Here is a 19,370-nt window from a genome sequence, read left to right as displayed (position 1 = left end):
GCGAATGGGGAAGTGCGTGGATAGGCTTATTCGACGAGCGTGGTCAGCGCGGCGAGCTGGCGCAATTCGTCGACGATGTCGTCAAGGCGGTTCTGGATGGGGCCCTCGGAGGCCACGAAGTCCCTGCCGGACAGGTAGATCTGGTCCGATCCCTTCTCGGCGCAGACCGCCAGGCCCGGGCCGGCGATGCGCCGGAACGCCGATGCGCTGAGGATCTGGCCGTCTTCGTCCGTGGCCTCGTCGCTGCCGGTGACGATCAGGTAGAACTTCACGTTGCGGGCGCGCAGGCTGCTGCACAGGCGCGAAAAGCGTTCGGTCACGACGTTGGCATCGCCGCCGCCTTCGTCCGAATCGCCGTCGATCTTCTGGCCGACGTAGGCGTTGTAGGCATCCGTGTCGAACCAGCGCTGTCCGGTGGAATTGGTCAGGAACACGATGGCCTTGACGCGATCGCCCGTGCCGTCGTCGAAGTCCTTGGGCAGCTCGTCTTCCAGCGCCCAGCCGGAGCCGCCGCGAAAGGCCGGGGCCAGCGCCATGGCGGCCCACCCCATCGCGATCGCATGGTTGGTGTTAAAGCGCGTGCTCATCTGGTCGAGCCGGTCGCCGATCTTGCCGAGGTCGTTGGTCAGGGGCAGCAGGGCCGCATGGGGGCAGCCGCGGTCCGCCACCATCCAGCGCGTGTCGTTCACGCCGGTGGCCTGGCCGAAGAAGGGGTTGGGGCCGATCCAGCGGATGGGCGGGGCGCCCGGGCTGCCGTTCTCGGGCAGGTCGTGGCGGTAGTACACGCCGAATTGCCCGGCGGGCGGGTCGGTCCAGAAGTAGTTGTCGCCGCGGTTCAGGCCGCGGTACATGCACAGCAGGTTGGCGCGCCGGTCGGGGATGCGGCGGTCGGCCAGGCCGGCGTAGCCGGTGCGGAACAGGGAGGTCAGTTCCACCGGATTGAGCGCGCCGGGCGCGCTCCAGAGGCGGATGCGGTTGGACTGCTCCGGATCGTAGACATTGACCGCCTGGCTGTAGGGCACCAGCGCGAGCCAGGCGCTTTCCGCGTCTTCCAGCAGCCGCGAGGCGAAGGACTTGCCCAGCCGGCGCAGCGCGGCGAGGTTGGCGGCGTCCTCGCCCAGCGTATTGGGCAGCGCCAGCGCCACTTCCAGCGAGCGCTGGCGCGAGACGGCGGCCGAGGCCACCGTGACGGATTCGGCCGGCGTATCGGCCAGCATGCTGGCCGCCTCGAACGTGGCGGTGACGCGCGTGCCGGGCATGTCGTCCTTGGTGATGGTCTCTGCCCTGACCGACAGCGCGCGCCGCATCTGGGCGCGGTCCATGCCGAGATTGACCGCCACGTAGCGCTCGGCGATGTCCTGGATGTCGGCATCGCGGCTCTTGGCATAGGCGGCGGCGGACGCCAGCGCCGCCGCGTCGGTCGCGCGCTTCATCTGCGCGGCGTCGGCCGTCATGCGCGTGCCATCCGAGGCGTAGGCGGCGAGCACGGCCACCGCGGTCACGAGCAGCAGCAAAAGCACGGCGGACGCGCCACGTTGGCGAGCCAGGGAGAAGACCTTGTCGTTACGGTTGTTCATGGTTCGGCGTAGGCCAATCCGCTTGCGACGCTTTCCGCGCGCAGCGTGTCGTCCAGCGTGATGGTTCGGGCGGTGGCGCGGAAGATGGCGCCGGTTTCCAGGACCTCGGGCAGCGGCAGGCCGGCCCACAGGGAGATGTCGCCGGTGCCGCGGCAGGCCTTCACCACGATCATCGACAGGGTGCTGTTGTCCGCCGCGCCTTGGGCCGCCTCGGGCGGATCCTGGGGCAAGGCGCCGGTGTAGCGGCCGCCCGAGGCCGGCGCCTGGCAGAGATCGTCCGCGCCGCCGCGGCGCAGCGCCCATTCGATGCGGCCGGACTGCAGGACGTGCAGGATGATGAGCTGCTGCATGTCCTCGTGACCCTGCATGGCGATGCGGGCGAGCGCGTCGACGCCGCCGGCCGTGAGCGTCCGTTGCGCGGCCAGGTTCAAGGCCATGGCGCCGGCCGCGTTCTCGACGCGGATGCGCTCGCTGTGGATGCGCTGCATATCGGCGCCGATCATGCCGACGCCCAAGAGGATGGGCAGGACGAGGGCGGCCTCCACGGCCAGCGCGCCCCGCTGGCGGCGGCGCGCGGCGGGGGGGCGGCGCGGCGGGCGCGGGGCGGCGGTCACGGCTGCGATCCTTCCGCGCGCTGCGGCAGATAGGCCAGCACCTGTTGATAGCGGTAGCGGAAGGCGCCGCTGTCCACGCCAAGCAGGCGGGGCAAGGGCGTGATGAAGTCCTTGCGCACGTCGACCTCGATGCGCCAGGCCGGCACCTGGGTCAAGGCGGCGTTCTCGGCCTCATCCTCCGTTTCGCCGCCGCCCATCGCATGCAGCGACGCGAAGCGTTCGACTTCGACGGTGGCGATGTTCTCGTCGTCCAGGTAGTTGTGCGAGGCGGCCACCATGCGCGCGCGCACCAGCGATTCGATGGCGCCGCCGTCCTGCATCCCCGCCGCGCCGTCCTGGCGGAACTGCTGCACGGCGCGTTCCAGCGCGCTGGCGCCCATGTTGATGGTCAGTCCGATGTTGGCCAGCTCCATGAACATCATCGCGGCGGCGATGACGACGGGCAGCACATAGGCCGCTTCGACCGACAGGGAGCCGCGCTGGCGGCGTGGGGCGCGGCGCACGCCGGGCGTCTGGTCAGCCATGGCCGTTGGCCTCCTTCTCGCGCAGTTGCAGCACGTGGCGGCTGGCGGCCATCAGCTCGCTGCCGACCGGCGCGCCGTCGCGGATGCGCTGGCGGCGCTGCGCGAAGTCGGCCAGCGCCTGCGGCACCAGCGCGGGGGCCATGATGCCTTCCAGCGTCTTGCGGGCCGCGCTTTCGTCGCCCTGCAGGACCTGGGCAAAGGCGAGGTTCAGCTTGAGCGTCGGAAGCTGGACCGCATCGGCCTGCGACAGCAGGCGGATGGCCTCCTGCGCGTCGCCGCCGGCCAGGTGCGACAGCGCCAGATTGTTCAGCACGCGAAAGTCCGACGGATCCAGTTCCCAGGCGTGGGCGAGCAGCTTGCGCGCCTGCTCGTGGTCGCCGCTGGCGTCGAGCAGCACGCCCTTGGCATTGAGCGCCGCGACGTTGTTGGCGTCCGCGGCCAGGGTGCAGTCGAAATCCTGCATCGCCGCGTCGCGCTGGCCCAGCGCCATGCGCGCGCGGCCCAGGCCGTTGCACAGGGTGACCGTGGCGGCGGGCGTGAGGGTCACGCCGGATTCGTTCAAGGCGCGGCGCGCCCGGCCGAAGAGCGCCAGGTTGTCGCGCGGCGATTGGATGGGCGCGGCCACGCTGGCGTATTCCAGCAGTTCCAGCGGCTTCAGGCTGCCGCGCTGTTCCAGCTGGGCGTAGACGCCGGCCGCGCCTTCGTAGCGGCCCTGGTCGCGCAGCAGCCGCGCGAGCTTCAGACCCTCGGCCGCCGGATCGTCGCTGCTGGCGAGCGGACGGGGCGAGGCGCCGCCGGCGTTGGACTGGGTCAGCAGATTGCGGCTGCTGGGCGCGGAGGCCGAGTCGGTCTTGGTGAAGGTGCTGCATGCGCTCAACATGAGGGCCAGCAGCAACACGGCGCCGGCGCGGCCAAGGCGCGCGGCGGGCAGCGGGAACAGGGGAAGGGTTGCGTTCATTGCATCAGGGTCCGGATAACGCGCATGAGCGCGGGCGTGGCGACGATGGCGACCACCGGCGGCAGGATCAGGGTCATGAGGGGCACGCTGAGCTGCGCGGGCAGCTTGCCGGCCTTCTCTTCCAGTTCCAGGATGAGACGGCTGCGGCTTTCCTCGGCGATGGTGCGCAGCGCCTGCGCCAGCGGCGTGCCGTAGCGTTCGGCCTGCACCAGCGAGCCGACCATGCTTTCGATGGTCGGGACGCGGGTGCGGTCGGCCAGGTGGCGCAGCGCGGCCGAGCGGTCGGGCAGCAGTTGAAGCTCGGCGCTGGTGAAGGCCAGTTCATCGGCCATGGCGGGCGCGCTGAAGGCCAGTTCGCGCGACACCACTTTCAGGATGCGCGGGAACGGCAGGCCGGCCTCGGCGCAGATGACCATCAGGTCCAGCGCGTCGGGCATGCTGCGCGCCAGGGCTTCGTGGCGCCGGCCGGCGCGCAGCTTGACCAGGAGTTCCGGCAGCGTGGTGCCGACGAAGAGCGAGATCAGGCCGACCGCCAGGCCGGTCAGGCCGAAGCGCGTCTGCGGGCTGGTCAGCAGCCACAGCGCCAGCGCGCACAGCACGACGCCGCTGCCGTACTTGGCGGCCATGAAGAGGCCGCAGGCCTCGGCCCGGCGCCATCCGGCCTGGGCCAGGAGGCGCTCGGTGGCGAGCCGGTCCTGTTCGGTGCCGGCGAGCTTCATGCCGAAGGCCGCGATGCCTTGCGCCAGCGGCGGCAGCGGCGAACTGGCGTCCAGCGCGATGGAGGCGGTGGCCTGGGCGGCGCCGCGGCCGCGGCGGCCCAGCCGGTCGTGCAAGGGGTTGCGGCGCGCTTCGGCGCGCAGCAGCCAGGCGGCCAGCGCGATGCCGGCAATGAAGGCCAGCAGCAGCAGGGGCGCCAGGGGATCGGAAAGCAGGGGCATGGCAGCTAGGTCGCGGGCGGGTCAGCGGATGCGCTTGACCATCAGGTGGGTGATGAACAGGCCCAGCCCAACGCTGGCGGCGGCGTAGATCATCACCTTGACGCCCGCCGCGTCGTTGAACATGAAGCGGAAATCTTCCGGGGAGTTCAGGTACATGTAGAGCAGCACGCCCGGCACCAGCAGGGCGACGATCTTGGCCGAGGCGCGCGCCTCGGAGGTCTTGGCCTGCACCTTCATGCCCAGTTCGGCGCGCGCGCGCAGCGTGGCCGACAGGCGTTCCAGCGTGTCGCCCAGGCGGCCGCCCGATTCCTGGCTGATGATGAGGATGACGGCGAAGAAGCGATACTCGGGCAGCGGCACGCGCTGCGCGGACGATTGCATGGCCTGCTTGAGCGGCACGCCGAGCTTGAGCCAGTTTTCGATCTCGCGCAGTTCGGGCGCGAGCGGGCCGTGCAGGTGGTCCGCGGCGATCCCGAACGCGCTGTGCAGCGGCACGCCGGACCGGCAGATGCGCGTGATGCCGTCGATGGCTTCGGGCAGGCTGCGCGCCAGCGCCGCCAGGTGCTTGGCCATGGCCTGCTGATACAGCACGCCGCACAGCGCGGTCCACAGCACGGGCGCGGCCAGCAAGGCCAGGAAGATCGGCGTGCCCGTCATGCGCACCAGAACAAGGCCGCCGATCAGCGCGACGGCGGCCGAGACCAGGACGCGCTGGCGCAGCGTGGGCAGCCAGCCCAGGGCGCGCAGGCCGTCGCGCAGACGCGCCAGGCGCAGTCCCAGCCACGGCCAGCGCGGCATCAGGTCGTCCTGGCCCGGCAGCGCGATGGAGTCGGGCGATTGCAGCACGGCCGCGGCCAGGCCGCTTTCGCGCTGCATCTGCAAGCGCAGCGCCGCCAGGCGGGCCGCCATGGCGTCTTCGCGGCGCTGGCGTCGGCTGTTGGCGCGCACGGCGAAAAAGCCGACGAACACCAGCAGGAAGATGAGCAGGGTAAAGAGATCGAGCATGTCCGGGCTGCCTTGCCGCCGTCAGGCGATGTCCTGGTCGAACAGGTGCGACTTCTCGGTGTAGAAGTTCGGCCGCAGGCCGCTGCCCGTGTGTTCGCCCAGCACCTGCGTGGCCGTCGAGCCGGCGCGCGAGCGGAAGATGAACAATTCCTGCGTCTGGATCACCTCTTCTTCCATGCCGCAGATTTCCATGATCGAGACCACGCGCCGCGCGCCGTCGCGCATGCGTTCGATCTGCACGATGAGGTCGACGGCGCTGGCGATCTGGCGGCGGATGGCGGCCAGCGGGAGCTGCATGTTGGCCATCATCACCATGTTCTCCAAACGCATCAGGGCGTCGCGCGGGGTGTTGGCGTGGACGGTGCACAGCGACCCGTCGTGGCCGGTGTTCATGGCCTGGAGCATGTCGAAGCATTCGCCGCCGCGCACTTCGCCCAGGATGATGCGGTCGGGGCGCATCCGCAGCGCGTTCTTCATGAGGTCGCGCTGGTCTACGCGGCCGCCGCCTTCGGCGCTTTCGGGCCGGGTCTCCAGGCGGATGACGTGCTCTTGCTGCAGCTGCAGTTCGGCGGCGTCCTCGATGGTGATGATGCGTTCCAGCGGACTGATGTTCTGCGACAGCGCATTGAGCAGCGTGGTCTTGCCGGCGCCCGTGCCGCCGGACACCACGATGTTCAGGCGCGCTTCCATCGCGCGGCGCAGCAGCACGGCCATATCCATGGACATGGCGCCGCGCTGGGCCAGCGATTCCAGCGACAGATCGCGCCGCATGAATTTGCGGATCGAGATCGTGGTGCCGTCCAGCGCCAGCGGATGGGTGATGACGTTGACGCGGCTGCCGTCGGGCAGGCGGGCGTCGACCATGGGGTTGGCTTCGTCGATGCGGCGGCCCACTCGGGCGGCGATGCGTTGCGCGGTGTTGAAGACGTGCTCTTCGTCGATGAAGGTGATGGACGACAGCTCCAGCTTGCCGAAGCGTTCGACGAAGATCTGGTTCGCGCCGTTGACCAGGATGTCGTTGACCGTGTCGTCGGCCAGCAGGGGCTCGATGGGACCCACGCCCACCATTTCATCCAGCATCTGGCGCGCGATCAGCTCTTCTTCCTGGCCTGAAAGCTGCAGGCGCTGTTCGTCGCAGATGCGGCGGATCAGCGCGTCGATCTGCGCCTGCAGCCGGTCGCGCGGCATGGCCGCGGCCTTGAGCGGGTCGATCAGTTCGAAGAGCTCGTTGCGGATCACGCGGCGTTGGGCGCTGCTCTCCGCGCTGGGCGGGGTGGCGGCGGCGACGGGACGCGGTGCGGGCGGCGGCGTGCGGGCCGCGGGCGCGGCGGCAGGCATCGGCGCGGCGTCGGGCAGCGTGGCAACCGGCGCCGGCGCGGGGGCAGCGGGCGCGTGGGGGATGGAAGGTGCGGGCTTGCGGCGGGGCAGCATGAGGTCGTCCGGTGGGGTTCGCGGTGGAATCAGGCGCGCGCCGCGCGGCGCGCGGGCGCGGACCGGTTCAGCCAGGCACGCAGCCGCTGCACGGGGCCCGCGTGGACGGCGGGCGCGGCCAGCGGCAGGCCCAGGACGCGCGCGCCCAACTGGGCGACGGCCTGCGCATACGCGGGCGCCGCGTGCGGCGACAGCGGCCCTTTCAACAGGCTGGCCGCCAGCGCCTGGCCCGCGTAGGGCAGGTGCTGGTCGATGCGCCGTGCGACGAACTCCTCGAACTGCGCCGGGGTCAGCGCGGCGCCCTGGGCCTGGCGGGCGTCGCTGGCCACCAGGACCAGCCGCTGGCTGGGACCGCCCTCGCCCAGCTCGGCCAGCAGGCGATGGGTGTTGCGCGCGCCCTGCACCGTCAGTTCGGTCAGCACGACGCGGATGTCGGCATGGGCAAGCACTTCATCGGCGCCGGCCGGCCGGTGCGAGGGCAGGTCCCACAGCGACAGCGAGAACCACTGGCACAGCGCGCCGCCGATTTCCAGCGCGCGCTCGGGGTCGAAGGGGGTTTCCGGGCCGGGACGCTGGGCCAGCAGTTGCAGGCGGGCGGACGGCTCGCCGCCCGCGGGCGGCGGCACCTGGCCGGCCGCCAACAGCGTGCGTTGCAGCAGGCGCGGATCGATATCGGGCGCGGACAGCAGGCTGGCCAGGCCTGCATCGGCTTCCAAGCCCAGCAGCAGCGGCAGGTCGCCCTTGCGCCGGTCGAAGTCCACCAGCACTGTCGGGGTCTGGCGCGCGTGCGCGAGCCATAGCCCCAGCGCAGCGGTCAGCGTGCTGACGCCCAGCCCGCCCGCCGCGCCCACGATGGCCGCGGACCGGCCGGCGCGCGCGCTGCCGCCCTGGCCAAGCGGCGTGTCGTCGTCGGCGCGGGCCAGCGTGTCGGCCAGCAGATCCAGGCGCGGCGGTTTGATCAGGTAGTCGAAGATGCCGGCCTGCAGGAGCTGGCGGTACAGGTCCACGTCCTGCTTGTCGCCCAGCGCCACGATGCGGCAGGCCGGACCCGCGAGCGCCGCCAGTTCCAGTAGGGCCGCGATCGGATGGGCTTCGCCCGTGATGTCCGCCAGCAGCACGCCGGGCAGCGGATTGGCGGCGCACCAGGCCGCGGCGGCCGCGGGGCCGCCTGCCTGCAGGGCGCAGGCGGGACGCTGCAGGCGGACGAGCTGCTCGCCGATGACGGGCAGGTCGGCCGGGGCGGCGAAGACGGCCGGGCCTTGGGTGGGCGCGCCGTTGCGGGTCGGTGTCGTGTTGCTCATGGCCGTCAGTTGTCGAAGTCGATGTCGATCAGGTCGCGGGTTTCGCCGGTCTGGTAGCGGTCCACGGCGCCGGCCGCCGCCTTGCCGTCCGCGCCTTCCAGCGTGCGGGGGCGCGCCAGGTCGCGCGGGTCGCTCACCATGCGCGCGAGGTTGGCGCGGTTCGCGCAGCCCAGCGCGCCGACGCCGTAGTAGGGATGGATGGTCCAGTCGTCCGGCTTGGCGATGCTGCAGCGTGTGGCCTGCACCGTCATCGCCTCGGATTGCAGCTCCAGGTCCCAGCCGGCCTGCGCCGCCGCTTGCAGGCGCTGCGCGTCGCGGGGCAGCGATTCGACCCGGGGCGCGCGCGCGCCGCTGCGGGCCAGCGCTTGCGCCAGGCGCTGCGCCAGCGCCTCGCCGCGGGCGTTGAAGGGCGTGAGCGTCAGCACCTGCGCGTCGATGCGGCCCTGGCGCGTCAGCAGTTCATTGGCGGCGTTCAGCGATTCGGCCGTCAGGCCGTTGCCGTCCGGCGCGGCCTGGAGCGCCAGCGCGACGGCGCGCGGCGCCACGGTGGGCGCCTTGGCGGCTTCGCCGGCGCCGAAGCGCTGGGCGCGCAGGTCGTTCAACTGCGTGCCGCAGCCGCCCAGCAGCAGGGCCAGCAACAGCGGCGCCAGCGGCAGCAGGCGGCGCGGGGTAAGGGTCTTTTCGTAGTCCATGGCGTGTCTCTCGTCCGCGTTCAGTACAGGTAGCCGATGGGGGCTTGCGGCGGCAGCAGGTCGTCGATGCCGGCCAGGCCCTGGCCTGGCACCTGCAGCTCGCCGGCCGCGACCGGATCGACCACGTTCGCGGTGACCAGGATGACCAGCTCGGTTTCGTCCTTGGCGGACACTTCGTGCTCGAACAGCCGGCCCAGCAGCGGAATGCTGCTCAGCCCCGGCACGCCGGACACGGTCTGGGCCTGCGTCGACCGCAGCATGCCGGCCAGCGCAAAGCTCTGGCCGCTGGCCAGCTCCACGGTGGTGTCGGCGCGGCGCACCTTCAGCGCGGGGATGGAGATGCCCTGCAGCGTGACCGCGCCGTCTTCCGTCAGCTCGCTCACTTCGGGCGCGATGTGCAGGCTGATGCGATTGGCGGAAAGCAGCGTCGGCGTCATGCGCAGGATCACGCCGTACGACTTGAAGTCGATCTGCACGTTGTTGTTGGTGATGATGACGATGGGCACCTCGCCGCCCGCGGCGAAGGCCGCGCTTTCGCCCGACATCGCGGTGAGGTTGGGTTCGGCCAGGACCGAGGCGAAGCCCTCCGCCGACAGCGCCGAGATCAGGCCGCCCATGGTGAAGCGGCCGCGCGTGGTCATGCCGCCCGCCGCGAAGGTGGACGTGGTGCGGCCCGGTATCAGGCTGGAGAAGTTCTTGCCCGTGACGGAATCGAACAGCGACGGATTGATGGGCTCGGTGGCGGGCGCGAAGCCGCCGGCCGCGCTGCCCGTCATGATCCCCCACGCGCCGCTGCCCGAATTGAGCGTCGCCGCCCAGTCAAAGCCCAGTTCGTGCGACAGCGTGCGCGACACCTCGACGACGCGCACCTGGATGTTGATCTGTGACGACAGCTCCACCTTGAGCTGGTTGATCACGCCGTCGCGGGTGTTGCCGGCGCCGCGCGCGCCGCCGCCCTGCGCGCCCGCCGACACGCCGTCCAGATAGGCCTGTACCTGGTCGACGATCTGGCGCGCCTCGATGGGCGTGCGCACGTTGCCGCGCACGATGATGCGGTTGTTCAGCGAGGGTTCCAGCTCGATGTCGGCGCCGGGCACGGACCGCAGGATCTGCGTGCGCAGCGTGGACAGGTCGTGCTCGGCCACGACGCGGATCGCGGCGATGACCTTGTCCTGCGCATCCAGCGCGTACAGCGTCGTCGTGCCGACGGACTGCGCGAAGACGAAGATGTTGTTGGGCGATGGCACCTGGAAACTGGCGACGCGCGGATCGGCCACCAGCACATTGGCCGCATCGGACTTCAGCTTGAGCAACTGGCCTTCGCGCACGTGCAGCGTGATCTCGCCGGTGGGCGCGATCTTCTGCAGGCTGGCGGGCAAGGCCGTCGGCGTGTTCATGACGTCGACGGCGGGCCGGGCGCCGGGCGCCGTGGAGGGGGCGGCCAGGGCGCTTGCGCCAGCCAGGCACAGCGGCGCGGCCAGGCACAGCCGGGGCATCAGGAGGGCCGCGCCGCGGCGGGGCTGCTTGTGAATCATGGCGTGAAGGGATGAAGGGGCATGAGGAAGCGCGGACGTCGCCGCGGGCTGGCGGTGGGGGCGCATCGGTTAGGGGATGGAGGATGACGGGGCGGGTTCGTCTGGCTCCGCCGCCTGACTGACGGACTGCGTGAAGGACTGCGCACTCTGCCGCTCGCCGCGGAACGTCTGCACGACGACCGTCTGCCGGGCCGGCTGGTTGAACATGTCCGTCGCATCGTTGATGCGCGTCACCGACCGCATGGCGTCGTGCGGCTGTTCGACGGTGTCCGCCTGCACGCTGCGCAGCGCCAGTTGCAGCGGGCCGACCTCTTGCGCGAGGGCCAGGCGCTCCGAATCGCGCGGGGTGACTTCGAGCGTCAGGCTTTCGTAGTAATTGCGCAGGGGCACGGCCTTCTTGTCCACGGCGCCCGGGGTCGTCGGGGCATTGCTGGCGGGCGCGATGCCCGCCGGATTGCCGTTCAATGCCAGCACGCGCACGTTGCGCACGATCGTCTGCGACGCCAGCGAGGCAAAGGAGACGGCGGTCTGGCCCGGCATCGGCGGCTGGTCTTTGTCGCGTTCCAGATGCAGGATGACGTCCACCCGGTCGCCTGCGGACACCAGCCCCGAGTTGCTCGTCACCGCGCTGGTCGGAATCGACACGGCGCGCATCTCGGGCTTGAGCACCGACGCGACGAAGCCGTGGTCGCCGCTGAACACCAGCCCGTCGCGGGTCAGCGGTTGGCCGTCCTGCAGCGCGCGGCGGGGCGTGGACCCGGCGACGGCGCGTTCGATCTTGCGGCGTTCCTCGTCGGTGTCAGCGGTGTAGTGGTCGGCCCGGATCTCGCTGGCGGGCAGTTCGCGCCATGCCAGCGCGCGTCCCGCGACGAAGTCGCCGGGGACCAGCGGCCCGGCCGCCGCCAGCACCTGGCGCACGGGCGCGCGCTGCGCTTCGACCTGCTTGACGATGGTCACGGGTGGCGGCGGGCGCATGAGCGCGCGGCCCACCAGGGCCGCTCCCGCGGCCAGCGCGATCGCCGAGGCAAGCAGGATCAATGATCGGGTCTTCATAGCAAATAGGAGTGATTTGTCTTATCAATTGCATCAAAGGCGTATAGGAGCCCCTGATGGCGCGCCGTTGGCGCGGGGTCGTGCCGGGTCGAAAGCTAGCTGGCGCTCCAGAGCACGAAGACGGCGCCGCAGGCAATCGCAAGTCCGTACGGAATGCCTTGCATGGGCTCGTCGCGCAGCGCGTGCGGCGTGGGGATGACCAGGCCGGACAGCCAGATGTTCAGGCGCATCAGGCTTAGCGCCAGGGCGCGTTCCAGCGCGCGCAGCAGCGGCAGCGCCAGGGCCATGACGCCACCGGCCAGGGCCGTGACGATGAGGAAGACGAAGGTGTGCTCGCCCAGCCACAGGCACAGCACGGCCATCAGCTTGGCGTCGCCGGCGCCCATCCAGCGCATGGCAAAGAGGCAATACCCCGCCACCAGCACGCCGGCGCCGGCCAGGATGCCGGTCGTCAGCGAGGCGCGCAGCGCGGGATTGCCCTGCGCCAGCGTCCATCCGGCGTAGGCGACCCAGGCCAGCAGCAACGCCAGCACCAGGCGGTTGCTGATGCGGCGGTACAGCAGGTCGGAGACCACCACCCAGGCCAGGGCCGGCACGAGGATGATGCTGGGCAGGGAGTGCGCCACGAAACGCCTGCGGATCAGCCGCCCGAGCGGGCGTCGGTGCCGGCTTCGGTAATGTCGTTGGCGATGGCGCCGAACTTGTCGCGCAGCGCGGTGATGAAGGCGCCGTCGGAGCCGAAGATCACGCCGACCGCGGCGGCCATGGCGGCGGCGAGGATGCCGTATTCAATTGCGGTCACGCCGCTTTCGTCACGAAGGAATTGTTGGATGCGGGAGGTCACGGGAAGGTCCAAGAAAGAATCGTCGTGAAGGGAAAAACGAAGGCTGCGAAAGCCGTCACTACACAGACGATATTAGGATTCATTTGCAGCTAGCGATCAACCTGCGAATCATTAAGAGTCGTTCAGGAACGTCCGCCGGCCGCGCTTTTACAGGGCAGGCGCAGGATGGCCAGCAGGCCGCGCGGCGTGCCGGACGCGGCGCCTTGCGGCGGGCCGGGATCGTTGTCGGCCAGCGCCAGCGACCCGCCGTGCAGCGCCGCCACGGCATGCACCAAGGCCAGGCCCAGGCCGTGGCCGGAGATCGTCCGGTCGCGCGTAAGCCGGCGAAAGCGCTGCACGGCCTGGCTGCGCTGGTCGGCGTCGATGCCGGGGCCCTGGTCGGCGGTGCCCAGCTCGATCCAGGGGCCGCGGCGCCGCGCCAGCAGCGTGATGGCCGAGCCGGGCGGCGCATATTTGATTGCGTTGTCGATCAGGTTAACCAGCGCCTGGAACAGCAGCGCGCGGTCGCCCATCAGGGGCAGGTCGTCCTCGACGCGGATCTGCAGGACCACGCCGCGCTGATCGGCCAGGACATCGTAGTAATCGTGCAGATCGGCCAGCAGGGCCCGCGCATCGAGGTCGACGGGTTCGTGATGGCAGCGCCCGGTCTCGATCTCGCTGATGCGCATGACGGTGCGGAACAGGTACAGGATGCGCCGCACTTCTTCTTCCGCCAGCGCCATCTCCGCTTCCGCCGCGGGGTTGTCGCGCATCGAGTCGGCCGCGTTGCTCAGGCGCTGCTGCAGGCGCGTCAGCGGGGTGCGCAGCTCGTGCGCGATGTGATTGGTGGCGTTGCGCACCTCTTCCATCAGGAAATCGATGCGTTCGAGCGCCTGGTTCACATCGTGCCCCAACTCGTCGAACTCGTCCTGGCTGCCATGCAGCGCCACGCGCGCGTCCTGGTCCCCGCGGGCGAAGCGCGCCATGGTCTGGCGGATGCGCGTGACCCGGTTGGCCGCGCCGATGCTAAAGAGCAGGCCCGCGCCCAGGCTGAGCAGCAGGGCCGTGAACACGCTCAGGCCCACGACCAGCGGCACGGGGTAGATGCGGTTGAGCATCGGCAGGATGTCGTAGGCGATGACATAGCGGCCGCCATCGGGCAGCAGGGAGGCGTGGCCCAGCCATTCGCTGGCGCCCTCGCCCGTGGTCAGCGATGCCCGGAGCCAGCCGCGGCAAGGCTGCTGGCCGCCCTGGCACATCAGCGGCGAGAGCAGCTCGGCCGCGCCGTACAGCAGGCGCCCGTCGGCGGCCTGCACGGAGATCGCGCGCTCGCGCCGCGCCACCGCGGCTTCGCGCAGCTTCAGCGCGCGCGCCAGGTCGGACGCGCTGTCGCGGCTGCTGAGCGTCTGGTGCGCCCGGATTTCGGCGGCGACCATGTCCTTCACGTGGCGCACCATGACGTGCTCGAGCAGGTTCTGCCCCCACGCAATCGAGCCCAGCGTCACGAGCAGGAAGATGAACGCGAAGCAGGCCGTGTAGCGGAAATGGCTGGTCGTGCGCGTGGGCGGGGGCATAGCCGTGGCCGACGGCGCACGCGCGTCGCGCCAGAAGGACTGCCACGAGCCGAACAGGCCGGACAGCGGCCCCTGCCTGAGCGCCCGCAGGGTCTCAGGAATGTCGAACTGCACGGTGTTCATCGGGTCAGCTCAGCACGTATCCCATGGCCCGCACGGTCTTGAGCAACGGTTGCGAAAAGTCCTTGTCGATCTTCGAGCGCAGCTTCGAGACGTGGACGTCGATCAGGTTGGTCTGGGGATCGAACTGCAGGCCCCACACCTTTTCCAGCAGCATGCCGCGGGGCACGGTCTGGCCGGCGTGCTCGGCCAGCGTGCGCAGCAGCAGGAATTCCTTGTCGGTCAGGCTGATCTCGCGGCCCGACCGCGTCACCTTGCGGCGCAGCAGGTCGATCTGCAGATCCTGCACGCACAGGCGCGCCGTGTTGGGCGGCGTGGCGTCATGGCGCTGCACCAGCAGCTCCATGCGCACCATCAGTTCAAGAAAGTCGAAGGGCTTGCCGATGTGGTCCTGCGCGCCCGCGCGCAGGCCCTCGACGCGGTCCGACGCCTGGTCGACGGCGGACAGGATGATGACGGGCGGGTGCGGGCGGCCTTGCAGGCGCCGCAGCACCTCGATGCCATCGATGCCGGGCAGCATGCGGTCGAGCACGGCGATGTCGAACACCTGCCGGTCCAGCGCAACGAGCGCCTGCTCGCCCGAATCGACCGGCACGCACTGATGGCCGCTGGCCTGGAACTTGCTGGCCAGCCAGTAGCTCACTTTGCTGTCGTCCTCGATTAGCAGTATCCGCATGCATGTCCTCGCCCGCGTGTCACTTCATTCCGCCAGCGTTTGTCGCCGAACCCCTCATGCCGCATGCATCAGAAATTCATCCCGGCAAGCCGTCTGGCTTGCGTCTTCAGGCCAGGCGCCTATGGGATCACGATTCATATCGCAACAGCAACGGGCTAAAACTTAACAAGATTTAATCTTATTGTAAATAAGAATGATTGTTATTCTTGTAGAATTCGTGCCGATATCCTGACTTCAAGGACGTGGCGGCTGCCGCGACGTCCTCTTTGCCATGTCCACTTTCCTCCTTCGAAGCCGCCACTGGCTGGGCGCGGCTTTGTTGCTGTCTTGCTCGGCCAGTCTTGCAGCGGACGTCTATGTGTCCTTCGACGATCAGGGCATGGCGCACTTCGCGCCCACGGCCATCGACGACAGCTACCGCCTGTTGTTCCGCGACCTGTCCTCGGGCGCGCGCGGCGCGCGCCGCGCCGTCGAGCCCAGCCCCGAAATCCGCCAGGCGCTGGAACAGGCCGCGCAGCGCCATGGGCTGGACTACGCCCTCCTCCATGCGGTCGCGCAGGCGGAATCGGGCTTTGACACGCATGCGGTGTCGCCCAAGGGCGCGGTCGGCGTGATGCAGCTGATGCCGGCTACCGCCAGCCAGTACGGCGTGCCGGGCACGGACGAGGCGCTGCAGGCGAACCTGCGCAAGCTCGACCTGAACGTCAATGCCGGCAGCCGCTATCTGCGCGCGTTGCTGGACCGCTACGACGGCAACCTGGAGCTTGCGCTGGCGGCCTACAACGCCGGCGAAGGCGCGGTGCAGCGCGCCGGCAACCGCGTGCCGGACTATGCGGAGACGCGCAACTACGTGAGCCGGATCATGGCCGCCTACCAGCCGGGAGCCCCGAAAGCCGGGATCGCTGTGGCGGACAACACGGGCGCGGCGTCTGCCATGTGGACCCGCCAGGACGACGCGAAAGCGGTCCGGCAATTCGAGCAGGGGTTCATGGTGGTGCCGCCGAGAAAACGCTGACCGGCGCCCGGCGCTACGGCCGGTCGGCCTCGCGCTTGCGGTGCGCGAAATTGAGCGTCACGATCAGGCCCGCCACCACGGAAAAAAGGTGCTTGATCGTGTGGCCGCTCAGATACGCGACGTGCTGGAAGATCTGGTGGTCCAGCACTTCGGACGCCTTGGCCAGCACATAGCAGCCGATCGCGGCGGCGAAATACAGGCGTTCGCGCCGGGGCGTGCCGTTGCGCCATTGCAGCAATGGCACCAGCAGCAGCGGCATGAACTGCACGAAAAGGTAGGGCCGCAGGTCGCCCGCGCCGCGGCTGTCCGTGACCCACCACCACCCGACGCTGCCCACGGCCAGGGCGGCCCACAGCACGTCGACCCAGCGGCCATCGCCCAGCGTCTCGCGCCAGACGGCCGACAGGATGCCGGCGCACAGCAGCGCAATCGGCAGGCGGTCCCAGATGAGACGGGCGTTGTCGGGCACCAGGTGATACCAGCCGGACCCGAACGCGGTGAGCATCAGCGCAAAGAAGAACAGCGCATAGCCTGGACGGATCGCGTCCAGCGAGGAGCGCTGGCGCGACTGCAGCACCAGCGCCAGGCCATACCAGCCCACCACCGCGAAACCCAGGTTGGACAGCACGTCGGCGGCATGGGGAATGCCGAGCCAGGCCCGCTTGTCCGCGAAGTCATGGTAGTGCTCGGGCTGCGCGATGGGCCCGGCCAACGCCAGCCCCACTGCCACCAGCACCACCACGGCCCACGGCAGCAGATGGCGCGAGCGGGTGGGGGCGGCAGCCGGCGCGGCGCCTGTCGGGCTTGATGGGATGCTCATGGAACTCCGTGCCCGGCACAGGGGATCGCCGGTCTGGATTCGATAGTAAGTCGCGCGCGGCGGCGCCTCCAGGCCCGGCCCGCGGATTTTTTATGTCCTTGTGTATCCGGGCGCGGCTTGCCCTGCGCGGGGCGGGACATGCCGGCGGGGGCCTTGCGGCGTTGAACGACCGGCCGCTCAGGCGGCCGTCTTCAGCCACGCGGCCACCGTCTCCAGCACCTGCCCGGGCAGCTCGCGGTGCGGGACGTGGCCGCATTGCTTGAAGATGACCGTCTTCGCGCCCGCCAATTGCGCGATCCGCTCGGCGTGCACGGTGGAGCCGTATTCGTCGTTGTCCCCGTGCAGGGCCAGCGCGGGACACGTCACCTGGGCCAGTTGCGCGTCCAGCGTCCAGTCCGCGAAGTCGGGCGAGAGCCAGGTGTCGATCCATGCGCCCAGCACCCAGGCCGCTTTCTCGCCGTGGTACTTCTTCAGCCGGTCGAGCTGGCCGGGCTGCGCGAACGACTCGCGCGCCTGGCGGATGCCTTCCAGCGTGCGGTCTTCGGCGAAGACCTGCGCGGATTCGGTCACGAGCGCGCGGCAGGACTGCGGATACGCGGCGGCGCTGGCAATGGCCATGCCCCCGCCCACGCTGTGGCCGAACGCCGCGAACCGCTCCAGGTCCAGGGCCTCGCGCACGGCGCGAAAGCCTTCGATGGCTTCGCGGACCACGAAGTCCGGTCCCAAGGTGCCCGAATGCGGGTCGGAACGCCCAAAGCCCAGCCGGTCGTAGGCGATGACGGCGCGGCCGGTCGCGAGGGCAAGCTGTTGCGGAAAGTCGCGCCACAGTTCCACGCAGCCCAGCGAGTCATGCATCAGCACGAGGGGGACATCGTTCGCGCCGGGCGCGTCGGGCGTCCAGCGCCGCACGAAAAGCTGGCCGCCAGCGGCCGGAACGAAGACATCTTGGGATTGCACGGACGACATCGCGGGTTCTCACGGAATAGATGGCTCGGGACGCCTGCGGATGCGGCGGCGCAGCGCGGCCGCCTCCCCGGGGACAGTCGGCAATAGTAGCGTAGGCGCGCGGGCGTGCGGCCGGCGCCCGTCGGGGCCGGGGCGCCTTGCGTGCTCGTATCAGACCGGTGACGTTACGAATGCAATTGCTACGGCCCCACGGCGCATGTGGACCGCACGAACATGATTTGTCGCATTACGCGCCGGCGCTGCGCGCCGCGCTGCCGTGGCGCGCCGCTACGATGGCCGCTGTTCAATTTCGCACCAGGAGCAAGCCATGAAAATCAATGTCCGCCGCCTCGCCGGCGCCGCCGCCCTCATCGCGGCGCAGTGTTACGCGGGCGCTGCCAGCGCGCAGTTGCTGGATGCCGTGAAAGGGCAGATGGGCGGTTCGGGCCAGAGCGGCGCCATGCAGGGCCTGACCGGCAGCCTGCCCCTGTCCTCGCTGAGCCCCGCCTCGGCCGGCAATGCGGCGGGCGTGATTGAGTTCTGCATGAAGAACAACTATCTCGCCGGCGGCGACGCGCAGGCCATGAAAGACAAGCTGATGGGCAAGATCTCGGGCGGATCGACCCAGCAGGCCAAGTCGGATTCCGGCTATCTGGCCGGCGTGCAGGGCATGCTCAATGGCAGCGACGGCAAGTCGGTGGACCTGAGCGGCGGCGGGCTGAAGGAAGAGCTCACCAAGAAGGCGTGCGACCAGGTGCTCAAGCACGCCAAGTCGTTCCTGTAATCCGCCGGGCTGGGGCCGGGTCGCGCTAGGCCTTGCGCGCCGGCCCGAAAATATCCTCCCGCGCCGCCCGGCTCAGCGCAACCACGGCGGGATGCTCCAGCCGCTGTTCGGTGGTGATGGCGTAGAACTGCTCCTTGACGGCCGCCGCGTGGCCGATGGCGCGGACCCGATACTGCTTGCACAGATAGGCCGCCGTGGCGGTCGGCGCCACAAAGAGGCCGGTGCCGGTCTGGCCGAATGAATTCATCAGCGCGCTGTCGTCGAATTCGCCCACGATGCGCGGGCGCACGTTGTGTTCGTCCAGCCATTGCAGCAGCCGCGGCCGGATGGCGGCGTCCTCGCCGGGCAAGAGGAACGGCGCCTGGTCGAGCAGCGCCGGGAACTTGCCGGGCAGGCTTGCCAGGAGCGGCGGCGATCCGAAGAAGGTCACCCCGCACTCGCCGAGCAGATGGCTGAACCCACGTACGTTCAGGTTGCTGGGCATGGGGCGATCGGCGATGACCATGTCGAAGCGGTGCACGGCCAGGTCGGCCAACAGGAAAGGCAGGCGCCCTTCGCGGCAGATGAGCCGCACGTCTTCGTCCAGATGAAGCGCGGGTTCGATCATCCGGTACACCATGGCCTTGGGCATGCCTTCGGCCACCCCCACCTTGAACTCCATGGCCCGCCGCGCCGGACGCTCGCGCAGGTCGTCGAGCAGCTCGTCGCCCATGGTGAAGATGCGGTCCGCGTACAGCAGCGCGTGGCGGCCGACATCGGTTAGTTCCAGCCCGCGGCCCGCGCGCCGGAACAGTTCGGTGCCCAGCGTGGATTCCAGCTCCTGGAGCTGGCCGCTGATGGATTGCGGCGTGCGCTGGAGCTGCTGCGCGGCGCGGGCGATGCTGCCGGCCTTGGCGACCATCCAGAAATAGCGCAGATGCTTGTAGTTGAGAGTGACCATGGCTGATCAATCCAAAAAATCTGACTATCGATTCATCATATGCGA

Annotated in this window: 20 protein-coding genes; 2 read left to right on the top strand and 18 right to left on the bottom strand. The window is 69.9% G+C overall.

The features are described from left to right. Nucleotides 1–26: 26 nt before the first annotated feature. The 15 genes from BXA00_RS07875 to BXA00_RS07805 all read right to left on the bottom strand — a co-directional run bounded on the left by BXA00_RS07875 (nt 27) and on the right by BXA00_RS07805 (nt 14,821). Nucleotides 27–1,577, bottom strand: a complete 1,551-nt coding sequence (locus tag BXA00_RS07875; protein ID WP_076517724.1) for a hypothetical protein — start codon at nt 1,575–1,577, stop codon at nt 27–29. Further along, nucleotides 1,574–2,191: a TadE/TadG family type IV pilus assembly protein gene (locus BXA00_RS07870; RefSeq protein ID WP_076517722.1), complete on the bottom strand. Its 618-nt coding sequence runs from the start codon at nt 2,189–2,191 to the stop codon at nt 1,574–1,576. Before BXA00_RS07870 ends, BXA00_RS07875 begins: the two co-directional genes overlap by 4 nt. Then, nucleotides 2,188–2,715: a TadE/TadG family type IV pilus assembly protein gene (locus BXA00_RS07865; protein ID WP_076517720.1), complete on the bottom strand. Its 528-nt coding sequence runs from the start codon at nt 2,713–2,715 to the stop codon at nt 2,188–2,190. The genes BXA00_RS07870 and BXA00_RS07865 overlap by 4 nt, the downstream gene beginning before the upstream one ends. Continuing rightward, the gene (locus tag BXA00_RS07860) at nt 2,708–3,673 is read right to left on the bottom strand and encodes a tetratricopeptide repeat protein (protein ID WP_083714212.1); all 966 of its coding nucleotides are present in this window, start codon (nt 3,671–3,673) and stop codon (nt 2,708–2,710) included. The genes BXA00_RS07865 and BXA00_RS07860 overlap by 8 nt, the downstream gene beginning before the upstream one ends. After that, nucleotides 3,670–4,611: a type II secretion system F family protein gene (locus BXA00_RS07855; RefSeq protein WP_076517718.1), complete on the bottom strand. Its 942-nt coding sequence runs from the start codon at nt 4,609–4,611 to the stop codon at nt 3,670–3,672. The genes BXA00_RS07860 and BXA00_RS07855 overlap by 4 nt, the downstream gene beginning before the upstream one ends. Nucleotides 4,612–4,632: 21 nt before the next feature. Then, nucleotides 4,633–5,616: a type II secretion system F family protein gene (locus BXA00_RS07850; protein ID WP_076517716.1), complete on the bottom strand. Its 984-nt coding sequence runs from the start codon at nt 5,614–5,616 to the stop codon at nt 4,633–4,635. A gap of 21 nt (nt 5,617–5,637) precedes the next feature. Then, complete coding sequence (locus BXA00_RS07845; RefSeq protein ID WP_076517715.1) at nt 5,638–7,047, bottom strand: CpaF family protein; 1,410 nt, start codon at nt 7,045–7,047, stop codon at nt 5,638–5,640. 29 nt (nt 7,048–7,076) lie between these two features. Then, on the bottom strand, nt 7,077–8,348 hold the full coding sequence (locus BXA00_RS07840; RefSeq protein WP_076517713.1) for a hypothetical protein: 1,272 nt from the start codon (nt 8,346–8,348) through the stop codon (nt 7,077–7,079). Nucleotides 8,349–8,353: 5 nt separating this feature from the next. Beyond that, the gene (locus BXA00_RS07835) at nt 8,354–9,040 is read right to left on the bottom strand and encodes a CpaD family pilus assembly lipoprotein (protein ID WP_076517710.1); all 687 of its coding nucleotides are present in this window, start codon (nt 9,038–9,040) and stop codon (nt 8,354–8,356) included. A gap of 20 nt (nt 9,041–9,060) precedes the next feature. Further along, the gene (locus tag BXA00_RS07830) at nt 9,061–10,575 is read right to left on the bottom strand and encodes a type II and III secretion system protein family protein (protein ID WP_197685566.1); all 1,515 of its coding nucleotides are present in this window, start codon (nt 10,573–10,575) and stop codon (nt 9,061–9,063) included. A gap of 69 nt (nt 10,576–10,644) precedes the next feature. Further along, nucleotides 10,645–11,628, bottom strand: coding sequence for a Flp pilus assembly protein CpaB (gene cpaB, locus BXA00_RS07825; RefSeq protein ID WP_076517707.1), 984 nt, complete (start codon nt 11,626–11,628; stop codon nt 10,645–10,647). A gap of 95 nt (nt 11,629–11,723) precedes the next feature. Further along, a complete protein-coding gene (locus BXA00_RS07820) occupies nt 11,724–12,254 on the bottom strand; it encodes a prepilin peptidase (protein WP_076517705.1) in 531 nt (176 codons plus the stop codon). 14 nt (nt 12,255–12,268) lie between these two features. Continuing rightward, nucleotides 12,269–12,472, bottom strand: coding sequence for a Flp family type IVb pilin (locus BXA00_RS07815; RefSeq protein WP_076521843.1), 204 nt, complete (start codon nt 12,470–12,472; stop codon nt 12,269–12,271). 122 nt (nt 12,473–12,594) lie between these two features. Beyond that, nucleotides 12,595–14,148: a HAMP domain-containing sensor histidine kinase gene (locus BXA00_RS07810; protein ID WP_076517703.1), complete on the bottom strand. Its 1,554-nt coding sequence runs from the start codon at nt 14,146–14,148 to the stop codon at nt 12,595–12,597. 4 nt (nt 14,149–14,152) lie between these two features. After that, complete coding sequence (locus BXA00_RS07805) at nt 14,153–14,821, bottom strand: response regulator transcription factor (protein WP_076517701.1); 669 nt, start codon at nt 14,819–14,821, stop codon at nt 14,153–14,155. A 271-nt stretch (nt 14,822–15,092) separates the two neighbouring features. On the opposite strand from BXA00_RS07805, the gene BXA00_RS07800 reads away from it, so the two are divergent. Beyond that, complete coding sequence (locus BXA00_RS07800; RefSeq protein WP_083714211.1) at nt 15,093–15,836, top strand: lytic transglycosylase domain-containing protein; 744 nt, start codon at nt 15,093–15,095, stop codon at nt 15,834–15,836. A gap of 13 nt (nt 15,837–15,849) precedes the next feature. Here the strand turns inward: BXA00_RS07800 and BXA00_RS07795 are convergent, their stop codons facing one another. Continuing rightward, on the bottom strand, nt 15,850–16,656 hold the full coding sequence (locus tag BXA00_RS07795; protein WP_076517697.1) for a hypothetical protein: 807 nt from the start codon (nt 16,654–16,656) through the stop codon (nt 15,850–15,852). Nucleotides 16,657–16,833: 177 nt separating this feature from the next. Then, nucleotides 16,834–17,622, bottom strand: a complete 789-nt coding sequence (locus BXA00_RS07790; RefSeq protein WP_076517696.1) for an alpha/beta fold hydrolase — start codon at nt 17,620–17,622, stop codon at nt 16,834–16,836. A gap of 307 nt (nt 17,623–17,929) precedes the next feature. On the opposite strand from BXA00_RS07790, the gene BXA00_RS07785 reads away from it, so the two are divergent. Beyond that, on the top strand, nt 17,930–18,385 hold the full coding sequence (locus tag BXA00_RS07785; RefSeq protein ID WP_076517694.1) for a DUF2501 domain-containing protein: 456 nt from the start codon (nt 17,930–17,932) through the stop codon (nt 18,383–18,385). A 25-nt stretch (nt 18,386–18,410) separates the two neighbouring features. Here BXA00_RS07785 and nhaR read toward each other — a convergent pair whose 3' ends face one another. Continuing rightward, nucleotides 18,411–19,325 (bottom strand): transcriptional activator NhaR, encoded by a 915-nt coding sequence (nhaR, locus tag BXA00_RS07780; RefSeq protein WP_076517692.1) that lies wholly within the window; start codon nt 19,323–19,325, stop codon nt 18,411–18,413. Nucleotides 19,326–19,370 lie beyond the last annotated feature (45 nt).

The sequence above is a fragment of the Achromobacter sp. MFA1 R4 genome (genome assembly GCF_900156745.1).
GTDB lineage: Bacteria > Pseudomonadota > Gammaproteobacteria > Burkholderiales > Burkholderiaceae_B > Achromobacter.
Note: the sequence above shows the minus strand (reverse complement) of the source record. Positions and strands in the feature narration are given on the sequence as shown.